This is a genomic window from Chryseobacterium sp. AG363, assembly GCF_003610675.1.
In the GTDB taxonomy this organism is placed as follows: domain Bacteria; phylum Bacteroidota; class Bacteroidia; order Flavobacteriales; family Weeksellaceae; genus Chryseobacterium; species Chryseobacterium cucumeris.
Window position 1 is genome coordinate 23,857 of the sequence record NZ_RAQF01000006.1, and the last position, 16,379, is coordinate 40,235.

The 16,379-nt window shown below is 36.4% G+C and carries 14 protein-coding genes; 13 read left to right on the forward strand and 1 reads right to left on the reverse strand.

The features are described from left to right. Positions 1 to 19 precede the first annotated feature (19 nt). The 5 genes from DEU39_RS20430 to DEU39_RS20450 are packed head-to-tail and all read left to right on the forward strand — an operon-like array spanning position 20 to position 6,652. Positions 20 to 3,673 (forward strand): MMPL family transporter, encoded by a 3,654-nt coding sequence (locus DEU39_RS20430; RefSeq protein ID WP_120233198.1) that lies wholly within the window; start codon positions 20 to 22, stop codon positions 3,671 to 3,673. Positions 3,674 to 3,715: 42 nt separating this feature from the next. After that, complete coding sequence (locus DEU39_RS20435) at positions 3,716 to 4,630, forward strand: dialkylrecorsinol condensing enzyme DarA (RefSeq protein WP_120233199.1); 915 nt, start codon at positions 3,716 to 3,718, stop codon at positions 4,628 to 4,630. A 1-nt stretch (position 4,631) separates the two neighbouring features. Then, positions 4,632 to 5,771 (forward strand): beta-ketoacyl-ACP synthase III, encoded by a 1,140-nt coding sequence (locus DEU39_RS20440; protein WP_062675943.1) that lies wholly within the window; start codon positions 4,632 to 4,634, stop codon positions 5,769 to 5,771. After that, complete coding sequence (locus DEU39_RS20445; RefSeq protein ID WP_120233200.1) at positions 5,771 to 6,202, forward strand: hypothetical protein; 432 nt, start codon at positions 5,771 to 5,773, stop codon at positions 6,200 to 6,202. Before DEU39_RS20440 ends, DEU39_RS20445 begins: the two co-directional genes overlap by 1 nt. 6 nt (positions 6,203 to 6,208) lie before the next feature. After that, positions 6,209 to 6,652, forward strand: a complete 444-nt coding sequence (locus DEU39_RS20450; RefSeq protein ID WP_120233201.1) for an ABC transporter permease — start codon at positions 6,209 to 6,211, stop codon at positions 6,650 to 6,652. Between the two features lie 457 nt (positions 6,653 to 7,109). On the opposite strand, the gene DEU39_RS20455 is transcribed toward DEU39_RS20450, so the two are convergent. After that, the gene (locus DEU39_RS20455; protein WP_120233202.1) at positions 7,110 to 10,022 is read right to left on the reverse strand and encodes a M16 family metallopeptidase; all 2,913 of its coding nucleotides are present in this window, start codon (positions 10,020 to 10,022) and stop codon (positions 7,110 to 7,112) included. A gap of 359 nt (positions 10,023 to 10,381) precedes the next feature. Here DEU39_RS20455 and DEU39_RS20460 point away from each other — a divergent pair, with 359 nt between their 5' ends. The 8 genes from DEU39_RS20460 (at position 10,382) to DEU39_RS20495 (ending at position 16,327) form a co-directional block, all read left to right on the forward strand. Then, positions 10,382 to 10,786: a hypothetical protein gene (locus tag DEU39_RS20460; RefSeq protein WP_062675947.1), complete on the forward strand. Its 405-nt coding sequence runs from the start codon at positions 10,382 to 10,384 to the stop codon at positions 10,784 to 10,786. Between the two features lie 61 nt (positions 10,787 to 10,847). Beyond that, a complete protein-coding gene (locus tag DEU39_RS20465) occupies positions 10,848 to 11,843 on the forward strand; it encodes a BtrH N-terminal domain-containing protein (RefSeq protein WP_062675948.1) in 996 nt (331 codons plus the stop codon). A gap of 1 nt (position 11,844) precedes the next feature. Next, the gene (locus DEU39_RS20470; RefSeq protein ID WP_062675949.1) at positions 11,845 to 12,603 is read left to right on the forward strand and encodes an ABC transporter ATP-binding protein; all 759 of its coding nucleotides are present in this window, start codon (positions 11,845 to 11,847) and stop codon (positions 12,601 to 12,603) included. Beyond that, a complete protein-coding gene (locus DEU39_RS20475) occupies positions 12,590 to 13,858 on the forward strand; it encodes an ABC transporter permease (RefSeq protein WP_120233203.1) in 1,269 nt (422 codons plus the stop codon). The genes DEU39_RS20470 and DEU39_RS20475 overlap by 14 nt, the downstream gene beginning before the upstream one ends. Beyond that, on the forward strand, positions 13,848 to 14,276 hold the full coding sequence (locus DEU39_RS20480) for an acyl-CoA thioesterase (RefSeq protein WP_062675951.1): 429 nt from the start codon (positions 13,848 to 13,850) through the stop codon (positions 14,274 to 14,276). The genes DEU39_RS20475 and DEU39_RS20480 overlap by 11 nt, the downstream gene beginning before the upstream one ends. Next, complete coding sequence (locus DEU39_RS20485) at positions 14,273 to 15,421, forward strand: beta-ketoacyl synthase N-terminal-like domain-containing protein (RefSeq protein WP_120233204.1); 1,149 nt, start codon at positions 14,273 to 14,275, stop codon at positions 15,419 to 15,421. Before DEU39_RS20480 ends, DEU39_RS20485 begins: the two co-directional genes overlap by 4 nt. A 10-nt stretch (positions 15,422 to 15,431) precedes the next feature. Beyond that, on the forward strand, positions 15,432 to 15,971 hold the full coding sequence (locus DEU39_RS20490; RefSeq protein WP_120233325.1) for a 3-oxoacyl-ACP synthase: 540 nt from the start codon (positions 15,432 to 15,434) through the stop codon (positions 15,969 to 15,971). Between the two features lie 98 nt (positions 15,972 to 16,069). Further along, on the forward strand, positions 16,070 to 16,327 hold the full coding sequence (locus DEU39_RS20495) for a phosphopantetheine-binding protein (RefSeq protein WP_034692439.1): 258 nt from the start codon (positions 16,070 to 16,072) through the stop codon (positions 16,325 to 16,327). Positions 16,328 to 16,379 lie beyond the last annotated feature (52 nt).

Genomic DNA, 16,379 nt, shown 5'->3' on the forward strand with positions numbered 1-16,379 from the left:
CAGACTTGATTTAAATGCAATGCATCGCTTTTTTATATTTTTATATTATCTGATTTCCAAAAATAAAATCCTGTCTGTATTTGCAGCTCTGGGAATTGCCGTTTTATGCATTTTCTTTGCGTCAAAGATCAATTTTGAGGAAGATATCAATCAGATTATTCCTAAAAATGAAAAGTCAGATCTTACGGCAAAGGTTCTTAAACAGCTTAATTTTTCGGATAAGATTATTGTTATTATTGAGAACAAATCCGGCGAAGACAGCTTCCAGCTTTCCGAAACAGCAGATACGTTTCTGAAAAAAATTGAGCCTTTACAGAAATACATCGGTTCTGTTCAGGGTAAGGTGAATGATAATGAAATCTCCGAAACCTTTGATTTTGTCAATCAGAATTTACCTCTATTCCTTAATGAGAGTGATTATAAGGAAATTGACCGGAAACTTCAGAAAGACAGCATTGCCAGACAGGTAGAAAATAATTATATATCATTGGTTTCTCCAACAAGTCTTGTTACCAAAGAGTTTATTAAAAAAGATCCTCTGGGGCTTACTTTTCTGGGAATCAAAAAATTAAATGCTTTAAACATCAGTAAAGATTTCAAACTCGAAGACAGCTATATTGTAACGAAAGACGGTAAGAACCTCTTGCTTTTCATTGATCCTAAAAACAAAAGTAATGACACGAAAGCGAATGAGGCCTTTGTAGATCAGCTTAATTCCATCAAAGACGGAATCAACAAACAGTTCAAAGGAAAAACAGAGATCAGCTATTTTGGTTCTCCAGTGATTGCCGTAGCCAATGCGAAGCAGATCAAAAAAGATATTCAGAACACAGTAGTCATTTCCATGACGGTTCTTCTGGTTCTACTGATCTATTATTTCAGAAATGTCTTTACTCCCATCATTGTTTTTTTACCAACAGTATTTTCTGTATTGCTTGCTTTATTGGTTCTTTATTTTATTAAAGATAAGATTTCGGCAATTTCACTCAGTGTGGGAGCTATTCTGATTGGAATTACCATTGATTATGCCCTGCATATTCTTACCCATTATAAGCACAACAATAATATTGAAGAGCTTTACAAAGAAATTACGCAGCCTATTATATTGAGTAGTGCAACGACGGCCGTTTCATTCTTATGTCTGGTTTTTGTTCGTTCCGAAGCATTGAAAGACTTAGGACTTTTTGCAGCGATCACCGTGATTCTTTCTTCAATCACCGCATTGATTATTGTTCCTCAGCTTTACAAACCAAAAGAGAAGAGTGAACAGCCCAATACCAACTTTATTGACAAGATCGGATCTTATCCGTACGAGAAAAACAAGCCTCTGATTATAGGATGCTCTATTATTATTCTTGCCTGCCTTTTTGGATTCAGACATGTAGGTTTCAATGAAGATATTGGCGATCTGAATTATATTCCAAAAGAATTAAAAATCAGTGAAGCAAAACTTCAGAAACTTTCAGATATTACTTCAAAATCAATCTACACTATCTCTTATGGCGATTCTGAAGAACAGGCTTTAAGCAGAAATTCTGAACTGAGCAGCTTCCTTGAAAAAGAGAAAAAAGAAGGCAAAATTTTAAGCTATAACTCTATCGGAAGTGTGGTGCTTTCAGAAAAAGACCAACAGAAAAAAATTGAGCAATGGAATCGATTCTGGAATGACCAGAAGAAAAGCCTAGCCATTTCCGAACTGATCAGTAACGGAAATAAATTCGGTTTCAACAGTTCCGCTTTTGATGGTTTTAATGAAGTTTTGCATAAAAATTATTCCGCATTGAGTCTGAAAGATTATCAAAAAGTAAAAGCGCTTCAGATTTCAGAATTCATGAGCAGCGAAAATGGTTTTTACACGGTTTCCAATGTGGTAAAAGTAGATGAAAAAAAACGGGATACTTTCATCAAGGATATTGAGAAGAAGCATGATGCCATTGCCATTGACCGCCAGCAGATGAACGAAAATTTCCTTGGCCTGCTGAAAAGAGATTTCAATACACTGATCAATTATTCTCTTCTTGCCATTATTTTAACGATCATCGTTTTCTTCAGGAATTTTGAATTAACGGTTCTCACCATGTTCCCGATTGTTTTAACGGGAGTTGTTACAGCCGGAATCCTTTATTTTCTGGAATTGGAATTAAATATTTTCAGTACCGTAGTGTGTACGCTGGTATTTGGAGTCGGAGATGACTTCAGTATTTTCCTGACTCAGGCTATGCAGAAAGAACATACTACCGGAAAGAATGAATTACCCACGTATAGAATTTCGATTATCCTTGCAGTTTTCACGACGATCCTTTCAATTGGCTCTCTGATTTTTGCCAAGCATCCTGCCCTGCATTCCCTGGCTTTGGTTGCTTTGATAGGAATGTTTTCTGTGATTATCATTACCTCTACCCTATATCCTTTCTGGTTCAGATTATTCATTACCAACAGGGCGAAAAAAGGACTTTCTCCCATCACATTCAGATTGTTTGTATGGTCAGTATTCTCATTCCTTTATTACGGATTGGGTGGATTGCTGTTTTCTGCCTTCGGAAGTTTTTTTGTTAAAAATTCCAAAGGGCAGACGCTGAATATTATCAAACTTATTTTAGCCAGATTTTTAACTTCCGTTCTTTATTCTAATCCTTTTGTAAAGAAGAAGGTCATTAAAAATACATCTGAAGATTTCAGCAAACCTGCAGTTATCATTGCCAATCATACTTCTTTCCTCGATACGCTGGCTATTGCAATGGCGACCCACAAAATTATTTATCTGGTGAATGACTGGGTATATCAGTCTCCTGTTTTTGGAAAACTGGTAAGAGCACTGGGCTTTTATCCCGTTTCACAGGGAATCGAGAATGGAATGGACAAACTGAAAGAAAAAGTAGAACAAGGATATTCTCTGGTTGTTTTCCCGGAAGCAGAACGTTCTTACACCAATGATGTGAAAAGATTCCATAAAGGAGCTTTTTATCTCGCAGAACAGTTCGGACTGGATATACTTCCTATTTACATCCACGGAAACTCTGAGGTATTGCCGAAAGGAGACTTCATTATCTACGACGGAAGCATTACGGTAAAAGTGGGGAACAGAATCAGCAAAGACAACATGAGTTTTGGTAAAAACTATTCTGAGAGAACAAAGAAGATCAACGCTCATTTCAGGGAAGAATTTGCCAGACTGCGTGAAGAGATTGAGGATGAGAATTATTTTAAAAAGAAATTATTCCTGAGCTATCTTTACAAAGACAGTGAAGTGGTAAAAGAAGTAAAAGAGGATTTTAATGCCAACAAATCTGTTTATTTCGAACTGAACAAGCATATTCCGAATGACGCCAATATTCTTCATTTAGCTGATGATTTTGGGCAGAAGGATGCATTATTAACTTTATACCAGGCAAGCCGAAGAGTTTTTTCTCTGATTCAGAATGATGAAAAAAGAGCAACAGCAGCACACAGCTATCTGGTAAAAAGAAGAAAGATCCAGTATATAAAAGACCTTTCTGAGGCAAACAAAAAGATTGATGTACTCCTCATCTCCCATGATCGTTTTACATGGAATGATATTCAGGAGCTGCCGGAAACGATCATTTTTGTAAATACAAAAAATGATTCTTTTAAAAGTGATCATTATACACTAAAATTTAGTTCAGAATCATTAAAAGTATTTAAAACCAAATAATAAATATGAAAAACATATTTTTGTAAACGCTAAAGAAAACTAATGAAGAAAAATATACTTGTCATATATTATTCACAAACCGGGCAACTCGAAGATATTGTGAAAAACATCGCCAGGCCTTTTGAAGCTCAAAAGGAGAAATACGATGTTACCTATTATAATATTAAACTGAAAGAAGACTTCCCGTTTCCTTGGCCAAGTGATGTTTTTTTCAACACTTTTCCTGAATCTTATCTACAGATTCCAAAAGAAATCCTTCCTCCTTCAGAAGAAATTCTGAACAAAAAGTACGACCTTATCCTATTCGGGTATCAGGTATGGTATCTCACACCATCCATTCCTATTATTTCTTTTTTAAAGAGTGATTATGCAAAACCAATCCTTAAAGATACTCCTGTGGTTACGATCTCAGGAACCAGAAATATGTGGATGCTTTCCCAGGAAAAATTAAAGGTTTACTTAAGGGATTTACAGGCTAAACTCGTAGGAAATATTGCTTTGGTAGACAGACATGACAATTACACCAGCGTATTAACGATTCTCCGATGGCTTACCACAGGTCAGAAAGAAAAATCAGGAATGCTTCCTGCTGCAGGAGTTTCCAATGAAGAAATCACAGGTTCTGTAAAGTATGGCGAGATTATTGAAAGACATTTTAATAATAACGACCTTAATAGTTTGCAACCAGATCTTGTGAAAAACGGAGCGATTGAAATCCGTGCGTTTTTAGTGCGTGTAGAAAAGGTAGGAAACAAAATTTTTACAGTATGGTCTAACCTGATTATCAAGAAAAAAGAGAAACGTCCATTGCTGATAAAATTCTTTAAGGTATATTTGATGGCAGCGATATGGATTATCTCACCTGTCGTTTTGGTTTTACACCTGCTTACAACCCCTATATTTTGGTTTAAAAGACAAAAACAAAAAAGATATTTACAAGGAATTAATTTAAAATAGAATGTACGACGTATTTATAACAAAAGCATCAAAATACTTACCCAATGAGCCGGTAGCGAATGATGAAATGGAGACTTATCTTGGGCTTATCAATGATGCGCCATCTAAAGCAAAATCACTTATCCTAAGAAATAATAAAATCACAACAAGATACTACGCCTTAGACAAAGAAGGAAATCCTACCCACTCTAATGCACAGCTTACTGCCAAAGCAATCGAAGGACTTTTTGATGAAAATTTCAAAAAGGAAGATATGAAATTACTATCGGTAGGAACTACTTCACCAGATCAGATCCAGCCTTCTCACGCTTCTATGGTGCATGGTGAGCTTAACATCGGAAAATCTATTGAAATTAATACTTCAACAGGTCTTTGTAATTCAGGAATGAATGCGCTCAACTATGGATTCCTTTCTGTAAAAGCCGGTGTACAGGACAACGCAGTATGTGCAGGTTCTGAAAGAATGTCTGCATGGATGACTGCTGACAAATTCAATCATGAAGCAGAAAATTTAAAATTACTGGAGGAAAGACCTATCATTGCTTTCAAAAGAGAATTCCTGAGATGGATGCTTTCTGATGGAGCGGGCGCTTTCCTTTTAGAAAATAAACCGAGAGAAAACAGTACTTCCCTAAAAATAGAATTCATTGATTTCTATTCTTATGCTCACGAAATTGAAGCATGTATGTATGCAGGATGTGATAAGCTGGAAGACGGAAGCCTGAAATCATGGGCTGACTACCCTTCTGATGAATGGCTGAAGCAATCTATTTTTGCCATCAAACAAGACACTAAAATCCTTGATAAATATATTCTTGTAAAAGGAGCAGAAAGTTTAAGATCATCTTTTGACAAACATAATCTCGATCCGGAAAAAATTGACCACGTATTGGCTCACATTTCTTCAGGATATTTCAAAGATGGACTGAAAGAAGAATTTGCTAAAAAAGGAATGGACTTCCCTGCAGAAAAATGGTTCTATAACCTTTCTGAGGTTGGAAACATCGGTGCAGGATCTATATTTATTGCCCTTGAAGAATTGATGAATTCAGGAAAACTAAAAAAAGGAGAAAAAGTACTTCTTTGTGTTCCTGAAAGTGGAAGATTTGCTTATTCTTGTGCTTTATTAACGGTTTGCTAATGGAACACAGACTGCCAACATCCGATAAAGATTTTGTAGAAAGCCTTATTCCGCAAAGGTTTCCTTTTGTGATGGTACATGAATTATCAGAATATTCTGAGAATCATCTTCTGTCTGGTTTTGAAATAAAAGAAGATAACCTTTTTATCCAGGACGGATTATTCCAGGCTTCAGGACTGATTGAGCATCAGGCGCAGAGCGTTGCCCTGCATACAGGATATAAATATTATCTGCTGGGAAAAGATGCACCTACGGGATATATCGGAGCTATCAAATCTTTTGAAGCCGAAATACTACCTAAAGTAGGAGACCACCTGAAATCTGAGGTGACCATCCTTAATGAAGTAATGGGAGTAACCCTTGTAGATATTGTTACCAAACTGAACGGTGAAGTGATTGCAAAATCTCAAATGAAAACCGCTGTAAAATAAACTGAAATGGAGATAAAGGAAGAAAATATCATCAATATACACAACTTTTTACCGCATCGTGAGCCGATGCTGATGGCAGACTATATCCTGGAGCTGACCAAAGAAAAAGTAGTGACTTCCTTTGAAATCAAAGAAGATAATATATTTGTTCACAACAATCAGTTTGCAGAAGCCGGCTTAATCGAAAATATGGCCCAAACCTGCTCTTCTATCCTTGGACAAAGCTTCTTTGAAAATCCTGAAGCTGATACTAAAGTGATCGGGTTCATTACCAATATCAAGAAGATCGAGATTTTCGCTCTTCCAAAAGTACATGACAAAATCATTTCCAAAGCTTCACTTATTTCACAGTTTGAGAACATTTGCCATATTTTCTGTGAAACATTTAATCATGATGAATTATTGATCAGAGCGGAGATCAACCTTTTTATTCAGGAAGTAAAATCGTAATGATCAATTAAAAATAGAATAGAAAAGCTGTACATTTTCTACAGCTTTTTCTTTTAAATCAATTTTATATTCTCTAATAGATTTGTGAACATTTGTGCATTCATTTGTGTTATTTGTGTTTAAAATATAGGTTTAGGCTAAAGCCAATTGATTTTTCTCTTTTTTTAAGCGGGCTTTCTTCGTCTCCGCTCAGAGTCATGGCCCACTCCTATTGAATTGATTACAATGATTTTACGGAAAAAGGTTCATTTTTTGTTTATTTCCACATTCATCACACCCTCACAAAACAATTGATAGACAACACATTACAGACTTAAAAACCTCATCATCAGATGAATTATTTCACGTGAAACATTTTATAAATCCGTGAAACTCTGATGGTCAAGGAGAAAGAGTTTTAAACAACAAAAAAGCGGAACATTTCTGTCCCGCTTTTATCATTATTTTAAACAAAGGATTAGTATCCGAAGATCTCTTCAAGAGATACTTCCTGGAATTCTCCCATTTTGTTGATAGACTCCATATTCAGATTTTCTTTCTTGCCGATGATGGCGGTATTGTATTTTACAGGTTTTACTTCAGTGTTGTAGAATCCTGTAAGCTGTGGTAATGTCAATCCCTGAATTTCAGCATAAATATCTTTTCTGATATCATAGTCAACCCCTAGTTTTTTCAATGCTAACTGATTGAAGAAAATATTTGTTCTGTTGATTCTGTTAGAAGCAATCTGTTTTAAGGCAGAACCTCTTGCATTCTCAAACTGTGCCGGGATTTGTGGTAAAGATACCATTAAGTCATTCATTGCATTTACAGCTAAAGGAAGCTTGTTTGACTGTGTTCCGATATAATTTGTAACATAGTTTGCTTTCCCTTTTTCTGAAGCATTTCCATAAGAAACATAGGCAGTATAAGCCAATGACTTACTTTCTCTGATCTCCTGGAAAACGATAGAAGATAATCCTCTTCCGAAATATTCATTGAAAACATTTGCTTTCCCGAAATTACTAAGGTTTACGGTGCTTGCTTTTGCTACTTTTGACATTTCCATTTGTACCATGTCATAATTTGTGAAATATACCTTTCCTTCAGTAGCCGGTTCAGCATATTCTTTTGCCTGTAATGGCTGAAGGCTCGTATTGATGATAAAAGGTTTCACCGCTTTTTCCAATCCGGACTGATCCTGTCCGTAAAGAAGCACCTGATAAGGATACTGGTTTAGTGTTTTCACTTTCTTCATCAATTCTACGGCATCAATGCTCTCAAGACGTTCTTTCGAAACAATGTCTGTCATTCTTGAATTTTTACCGTATTTAGCATAGTTTGAAAGAGCAGCCATAATTCTCACTTTATCTTTCTTTGCAGAAGCTCTTGATTCCAGAATTGTTTTTACCGTTTGAGCATAAATTGCTTTATCAGCTTTTACATTCGTCATCCAGTGGTTCATCAGTTCTGCAGCTTTCTTCATATTACTTTCAAGACCACTTAATGTAATGATCATCTGGTCATTGGAAGTTCTCAGACTATAACTTACGCCCAGTTTAAAGAATTCTTCTTTCAGCTGTTCCGGAGTGTATTTATCGGTTCCAAGATATTCGAAAAGAGTTCCTGCAATAGAAAGTTCTTTATCATTATCTGTTCCGAAAGGGAAAATATAACTGATTTGAGCAACCTCATTATATTTATTCTTCACAAAACTTATCGTCTTATCTTTGATCTTTGAAGTCTGAATGGCTGTTTTAAAATCAATAAATTCAGGCTTACTTTCCGGTACTTTTGTATTCAGAATATCTTTAAGGAAAGGAGACTGAGCTTCTCTGTTCAGTTTAATCGGGGTAATTCCAGGGTTCTGTACACGTACAAGTTTATCATTTACCCCTTTTTCTTTATAAATAACAACATAATTATCTTTAAAGAAATCGTTAGCAAACTTCACTACGTCAGCTTTCGTAATTTTATCATACTGATTGATCTCATCCAGCTCCTGCTCCCATGTTCTTACATTGATATAGGAATCATACAACTCAGTAGCTAGTCCATCAGCTGTTTCCCAGCTCTTCATACGCTGAACTTTTTTATCATTTACGATAGCTTTCAGTATCCAGTCCGGGAACTGTCCTTTTTTCACAAGATCAAGCTGATCCATCAGAAGTTTTTTAGCTTCATCAAAGCTTTGACCTTCTTTAGGCGTTACCACTAATCCAAATGTACCATACATTTTGTAAGGCGACTCATACGCTCCTGCTCCAAGCGTTTTTTGCTTCTGGTTGATGTTAAGGTCAATTAATCCCGCATCTCCTCTGTTACTTAAAATTTCAGATACTACGTCTGCCAGTCTTGCTTCCTGAGTTCCATAAGAATCTGTTCTCCATGCAATAGTCATTCTTGGCGTAGTAGGACTTTTTACCGTTCTGGTAACAATGCTGGTCATGGGTTCTTCCGTAACCATCTTTTTCATCGGAAGTTCTTTGTATTTGAATGCACCGAAATACTGATCAACTAATTTTATAGTTTTATCATAATCCAGGTCTCCAACCAATACTACAGCCATGTTATTAGGCACATAATAGGTATCAAAATACTTGTGGATCGCTTCCATAGAAGGATTCTTCAAATGTTCTGAAGTTCCGATTGTCGTTTGTTGTCCGTTCGGGTGTTTTGGGAAAAGAGCCTGCATCAATGAATAGAATACAAGACGACTGTCATTATCCTGAGCTCTGTTATATTCCTCATATACCGCTTCAAGCTCTGTGTGGAAAAGACGCAATACCAATTCTGAAAAACGCTCTTTCTCTACTCTTAACCATTTTTCCAATTCGTTGGAAGGGATGTTGTTTTTATAAACCGTTTCATCCAGTGAAGTGTGAGCATTCGTTCCTGTAGCTCCTAATGAAGAAATTGCTTTATCATATTCATTAGCGATAGCATATTTGGAGGCTTCCTGGGAAACTTCGTCAATCTTTTTATAAAGTTCTTTCTTTTTTTCAGGATCTTTTTCTGCTTTATGCTGCTCATAAAGATCAGAGATCTGTTGTAATAAGACTTTTTCTTTTGCCCAGTCCTGAGTTCCCAGATGCGAAGTTCCTTTGAAAACCATATGTTCCAGATAGTGCGCTAAACCCGTATTATCACTTGGGTCATTATTAGATCCCGTTCTTACGGGGATGTACGTCTGGATCCTCGGGGCATCATCATTTTTTGCCAGATAAACCTTCAATCCGTTTTTCAGTGTATACACACGCACTCCGGTTTGGTCATTCTTTACCGTTTCATAGGTATACCCTTGAGCATCCGTCTGTTTTTGAGTCTCAAATTTCTGTGCCATTGCACTGATCATAAAGAAAAGCGAAACCGAAATAAAAATCTTTTTCATAGTAGTTATTTAATATTATTTTTCAATCCAAATTTCCATCCATTAGTCTTATTTATATAAACACTTGTTACAAAGGAACCGTTACCAACAGAAACAATAAGCTTTATAGGATTCTTTTAAGATTCTTTTATATAGAATTAGTTAAAAGCTTCTTTCGAAACAGGGAAAAATAAAAACGGTTCTATAACAATTCTGGAGATTTATTGATGATACAGTCTCTATTTCATGGTAATAACTCCCTCAAATTTAATATGATTTACATATAATGTATTTTCACTATTTTAGCCACCTGATTAAAAGAATCAAAAAACAGGTGAGCCTTATGTCATCTGGAATCTAAAAATATAAACATTATTTAGATGAAAAAACAAGACCTGCCTCAAGACGAAAGTAACCTGAAATCCGCCAACATGACTGAAGTTCTGTATGTAACGGATGAGAACGACAACTACACGACAGCAAACAGTACAGGCTGGGATGCCAAGAAAGCTGCTCTGGATGAATCTATGGAACTTATTTATGAGAGAATTGAGGAAGCAAAACAAAATGTTGCCCATAATATAGCAAGCCCTATTGCCTATTTTATGGAACTGAACAAAATGGATATTGGCGTTCTGGCTTCATATGTAGGAATGTGGCAATGGAGGGTAAAAAGGCATTTTAAACCAAAAATATTCAAAACACTAAGCGAAAATGCACTGAAAAAATATGCCGATGCATTCGGTATTTCAGTGGATGAATTAAAAAACTTCAACGGAAAATAAATGAAACAGGGCCAGAAATAATGCCCGTTCCATTTGACCAGAGAAAAGATACAATCTGCAAATGAAATTAAACTTTGAACACCATCAGACTGCGCATTGCGAAAACGGTGTTGCTTCTAATCTACTGCTTAACAAAGGCTTGAAACTAAGCGAACCTATGATCTTCGGGATCGGTTCAGGACTGTTTTTTGTCTATCTTCCTTTTCTGAAGGTGAATTTTGCTCCGGGCTTCAGCTATCGTCCGATGCCGGGTGCTATTTTCAGTAAAGCAGCTAAAAGATTAGGAATTAAAATCAAAAGAGAAAAATTCTCCAATCCTCAGGATGCCCAAAAAGCGCTTGAAAGAAATCTGGAACAAAATATCCCTACAGGACTTCAGGTGGGCGTTTTCAACCTTACTTATTTTCCTGAAGAATATAAATTCCACTTCAATGCCCACAATCTTGTGGTATACGGAAAAGAAGACGGAAAATTTCTGATCAGTGATCCGGTAATGGATTATACCACTTCCCTTTCTGAAGCAGAACTGGAAAAAGTAAGATACGCCAAAGGAGCACTTCCTCCAAAAGGACATATGTACTACCCTGTGTATGTTCCGGAAAATGTGAATCTTGAAGATGCCATCAAAAAAGGAATCAAGGATACCTGTAAAAATATGCTGGCGCCAGTACCGCTTATCGGAGTAAAAGCTATGAGATGGGTAGCCAAAAGCATCCCGAAATGGGCTGAAAAGAAAGGTACAAAAGTGACTAACCATTATTTGGGACAATTGATAAGGATGCAGGAAGAAATCGGAACCGGAGGCGGAGGCTTCAGGTTTATCTATGGTGCATTTCTTCAGGAAGCGGCTGTTATTCTTAAAAATGATGAGTTGAAGGAATTATCAAAAGAAATTACTTCTATTGGTGACCTTTGGAGAGACTTTGCCGTGGATATTGCCCGTGTTTATAAAAACAGAAACTCCAAAAGCAATATCTATAACGAACTTTCAAAAACAATGCTGCATATTGCAGACCTGGAAGAAGCTTTCTATAAAAAACTGAGAAAAGCGATCTGATATGGCAGAAAATATGATTGAGATTAAAAACTTATACAAAAAATACAAAAATTCTGATGAGTTTTCTGTAAATGATATTTCTTTGAGCATCAGTAAAAATGAAATCTATGGTATTCTTGGCCCCAACGGAGCTGGAAAAACAACCTTGATTTCCATGCTTTCAGGATTAATCAAACCTACATCAGGACATTTTACCATCAATGGTTTATCTCCACAGAAGGACGGCTTTAAAATCAGACAGATTATCGGAATTGTTCCACAGGAATATGCCTTATACCCAACACTTACAGCCAAAGAAAACCTCATGTTTTTTGGAAGCCTGTATGGTTTAAAGCATAATCAGCTTAAAAAAGCCATTGATGAATCTCTTGAAATCATGGGGCTTTCAAAATTTGCCAACAAGCAGGTAGGGCAATTTTCAGGAGGAATGAAACGCCGCTGCAACCTCATCGCCGGCACCCTTCACAATCCTAAAGTTCTCTTTCTGGATGAACCGACTGTAGGTGTGGATGTTCAATCTAAAAAAGCAATTATTGATTATCTTCTGGATTTAAATAAACAGGGAACGTGCATTATTTATACTTCCCATCACCTTTCTGAGGCTGAAGAATTCTGCACAAAAATTGCCATCATCGATCATGGAAAAATTCATGCTGTAGGAACCCCTGAAGAACTTGTTTCGCAGATTGCCAATGCCGAAAACCTGGAAGACGTTTTCATTTCATTAACCGGAAAAGAATTAAGAGATGTTGTTGTATAAACTGTGGAGAAGTTTTATTAAGGAAATTCTTCTGCTAAAAAGAGATATTGGAGGAATCGTCATCATCTTTGTGATGCCTTTGCTTTTGATTGTCACCATTACCCTTATTCAGGATTCTACCTTTAAAAACCTTGAAGGATCAAAGATTCCTATTATCTTTATTGATCAGGACAAATCTGAGGTATCAAAAAACATAAAAGCAGAGCTTGAAAACAGCAAAACATTCCAACTGCTGACCAACTTCAATGAAAAGTCGGCCCAGGATGCTGTTTTCTCCGGAGATTATCAGATGGCGATTGTCATTCCTGAAAATTTAACGAAAGATTTAAATTCCAATATTGACTCTAAAGTTCAGACCATTGTAAGCTCATTCGGACTGGAAGGAGATTCGGCAAAAGTAAAAACAGCAGCTCCAAAGGCAAAAGATATTCATTTGTATTTTGATCCCGCTACCAATGCCGGATTCAAAAACTCCGTGATGAATTCTGTGAATAAAATGGTTTTTGAGATTGAAAATAAAAAGATTTACAAGGCATTTCAGGAGCAGCTGGGAACAACAGAAAATCTTGACGAAAATAAAAACCTGATCAGTTTTAAAGAAATCACTCCCCAAAAAGGAGAAATGGATGTGATGCCGAACTCTGTTCAGCACAACGTTCCTGCATGGACACTTTTTGCCATCTTCTTTATTGTAGTCCCTTTATCCATCAATCTGGTAAAAGAAAAAAGTCAGGGCACAAGTGTAAGAGCAAGAATAAGCCCTACTCCTTACTTTGTCCATATTTTAGGAAAAACATTTACCTATCTTATCATCTGCCTTATTCAGTTTTTACTGATGGTTGCCGTTGGAATTTACCTTTTCCCTTATATGGATCTTCCGGCTTTTGATGTATCCGGAAAAATGTTCCAGCTTGTGGTAGTAACACTGTTTGCAGGACTGGCCGCAATTGGATTTGGAGTTCTATTGGGAACTATAGCCGATACGCAGGAACAGTCTGCCCCATTTGGAGCAACCTCTGTAGTGGTTTTAGCTGCTATTGGCGGGATTTGGGTTCCTGTATTTTTAATGCCGGAATTCATGCAGACCGTAGCGAAATTCTCACCTATGAACTGGGGACTGAATGCCTATTATGATATTATTTTAAGAAACAGCGGAATTGGTGGAATTGCCAAAGAACTGGTTTTCCTCTTCTTATTCTATATTGCCACTGTAGCTATTTCCATTTTTTACGAAAAAAAACAAAATGCAGTCTAAAGAAAATATATTAACCTGTACTGAAGAAGTGAGAGTACGCTTCAATGAAACAGATCCGCTGGGAATTGTCTGGCATGGGCATTATATCGTGTATTTTGAAGACGGAAGAGAAGCTTTCGGTCGTCTGCATGGTCTTACCTATCTTGATATCCAGAATGCAGGATATGTAACGCCTATTGTAAAAAGTACCTGTGAGCATTTTCTTCCTTTAAAGTATGGAGAGACATTTAAGATCGTAACGACTTTTATCAATTCTGTATCTGCCAAACTTATTTACAGATATGAGCTTTTCAATCAGGAAGATCAACTGGTATGCAGCGGAGAAACCATTCAGGTATTTCTTGATAGCAATGGAAGCTTATGCCTGTACAATCCGGAGTTTTTTCAAAACTGGAAAGATAAAATGGGATTATCATGAGCAAGGAAATTTATATCACAGACTACAATTGTGTAACTCCTTTAGGTTTCAATGTTGATTCCAACTGGAACGCTCTGTTAGAAGGACAGTCAGGAGTTGCTTTACATAAAATTATAGACAATCAGGAGGCTTTTTATGCTTCTATGATTGATTCTGAAAAACTGAATGACGAATTTACCAGATTCTTTGACTCCGCTCAGAATGACATTCATAATTTCACAAGACTGGAGAAGATGCTTCTTTTAAGCTTACAGCCTCTTGTTGAAAAACATCACATATCGGACGAGACTGCTTTTATCCTTTCAACAACAAAAGGAAATATCAGTTTGCTAAAAAACCAGACTGAATTACCTGAAGGGGTTTATTTATCAAAATTAGCAGAAAAAATTGCTTATTTCTTTGGATTTAAAACCAAACCGATTATTGTTTCCAATGCCTGCGTTTCAGGGGTAATGGCGATTTCTGTTGCTAAAAATATGATTCAGGCAGGAAAATATAAAGATGCTTTTGTGATTGCAGGTGATGAGCTTTCTGAATTTGTTATTTCAGGATTCAATTCATTTCAGGCTATAGGATCAGGACCTTGTAAACCTTATGATAAAAACAGAAACGGAATTAATATTGGTGAAGCAGCAGCTGCTGCTTATATCACTTCAATGTCAACAGGAAACGAAAAATTCAGATTTAAAGTACTGGGAGATTCAGCAGTGAACGATGCCAATCATATTTCCGGACCTTCAAGAACCGGTGACGGTTTATATGCCAGTATCAAAAATACTATGACTGAAGCGAAGGTTTCTCCGGAACAGATTGATTTTATTTCTGCCCATGGAACGGCTACTCTATATAACGACGAAATGGAAGCCATTGCCTTCAACAGAATGGATCTCCAGAATATTCCTCTCAACAGTATGAAAGGCTATTACGGACATTGCCTGGGTGCTTCCGGTCTTTTGGAAAGTATCATTTCCATGGAAAGTGCTCTTCACAGCACTCTGCTTCCTTCAAAAAATTTTGAGGAAACAGGAGTAACCCAGCCTTTGAATATCATTAAAGAAAACAAAACTGCAGATATTAAATATATTCTAAAGACCGCTTCTGGATTTGGTGGATGTAATGCAGCTGTTGTACTGGAAAAATGTTAAACTGAAAGTGATGAAGAAAATAAATACCTGTACCATAGAACATTCAAAAATAACCGTTGACGGAAATCTTATTTTTGAAAGCCCAAGCGAAACCTTTCAGGAATTTGCCAAAGAAGCCTATAAAAGTTTAGACCTCAGCTATCCAAAGTTTCATAAAATGGATCATTTGAGTAAATTGGCCTTTCTTTCCGCTGAAACCATTTTGAAAGATGAAGACCACAGCAGAACAGCCATTGTTTTTGCCAACAGATCGTCCAGTCTGGATACGGATTTCAAATATCAGGAAAGCATCAACGATCAGGATAATTTCTATCCGAGTCCTGCCGTTTTTGTGTATACTTTACCCAACATCTGTGTAGGTGAAATCAGCATTAAACACAAAATGCAGACAGAAAATGCTTTTTTTGTGCTGGATGATTTTGATGAAGAATTTTTGAATGATTATTCTGAACAGATTCTTCTATCCGGAAAAGCTGACAAAGTATTGTGTGGCTGGGTGGAATTATATCAGGAAAATTACAAAGCTTTTGTATATTTGCTCACATTATAATTTAACAATGTACCAATCTGATAATGTACCAATGCTAAAGGCAATAACAACCATTGGTCAACTGGCACATTGATATATTGTACATTAAAATACTATTTATGGAAAACTTAAAAACAGAATTGAAACACAAAATTATCGAAGTTCTTAACCTTGAAGATGTATCTGTAGAAGAGATCAAAGATACTGACCCACTGTTCGGAGGTGGATTAGGATTAGATTCTATCGACGCTTTGGAACTGATCGTTCTTCTTGATAAAGACTATGGAATAAAATTAGCAGATCCTAAAAAAGGAAAAGAGATTTTCCAATCTATCGATACGATGGCAAAATTCATCGAGGACAACAGAACAAAATAAATTAATATAAAAATCTAACAGTGTAACAATGTAGCAATTATTGGTAAATTAT

Excerpts from the sequence above, each read along its gene's own strand:
- DEU39_RS20430 (WP_120233198.1), top strand. The coding sequence starts at position 20 with ATGCATCGCTTTTTTATATTTTTATATTATCTGATTTCCAAAAATAAA.
- DEU39_RS20435 (WP_120233199.1), top strand. The coding sequence starts at position 3,716 with ATGAAGAAAAATATACTTGTCATATATTATTCACAAACCGGGCAACTC.
- DEU39_RS20440 (WP_062675943.1), top strand. The coding sequence starts at position 4,632 with ATGTACGACGTATTTATAACAAAAGCATCAAAATACTTACCCAATGAG.
- DEU39_RS20445 (WP_120233200.1), top strand. The coding sequence starts at position 5,771 with ATGGAACACAGACTGCCAACATCCGATAAAGATTTTGTAGAAAGCCTT.
- DEU39_RS20450 (WP_120233201.1), top strand. The coding sequence starts at position 6,209 with ATGGAGATAAAGGAAGAAAATATCATCAATATACACAACTTTTTACCG.
- DEU39_RS20455 (WP_120233202.1), bottom strand. The coding sequence starts at position 10,022 with ATGAAAAAGATTTTTATTTCGGTTTCGCTTTTCTTTATGATCAGTGCA.
- DEU39_RS20460 (WP_062675947.1), top strand. The coding sequence starts at position 10,382 with ATGAAAAAACAAGACCTGCCTCAAGACGAAAGTAACCTGAAATCCGCC.
- DEU39_RS20465 (WP_062675948.1), top strand. The coding sequence starts at position 10,848 with ATGAAATTAAACTTTGAACACCATCAGACTGCGCATTGCGAAAACGGT.
- DEU39_RS20470 (WP_062675949.1), top strand. The coding sequence starts at position 11,845 with ATGGCAGAAAATATGATTGAGATTAAAAACTTATACAAAAAATACAAA.
- DEU39_RS20475 (WP_120233203.1), top strand. The coding sequence starts at position 12,590 with ATGTTGTTGTATAAACTGTGGAGAAGTTTTATTAAGGAAATTCTTCTG.
- DEU39_RS20480 (WP_062675951.1), top strand. The coding sequence starts at position 13,848 with ATGCAGTCTAAAGAAAATATATTAACCTGTACTGAAGAAGTGAGAGTA.
- DEU39_RS20485 (WP_120233204.1), top strand. The coding sequence starts at position 14,273 with ATGAGCAAGGAAATTTATATCACAGACTACAATTGTGTAACTCCTTTA.
- DEU39_RS20490 (WP_120233325.1), top strand. The coding sequence starts at position 15,432 with ATGAAGAAAATAAATACCTGTACCATAGAACATTCAAAAATAACCGTT.
- DEU39_RS20495 (WP_034692439.1), top strand. The coding sequence starts at position 16,070 with ATGGAAAACTTAAAAACAGAATTGAAACACAAAATTATCGAAGTTCTT.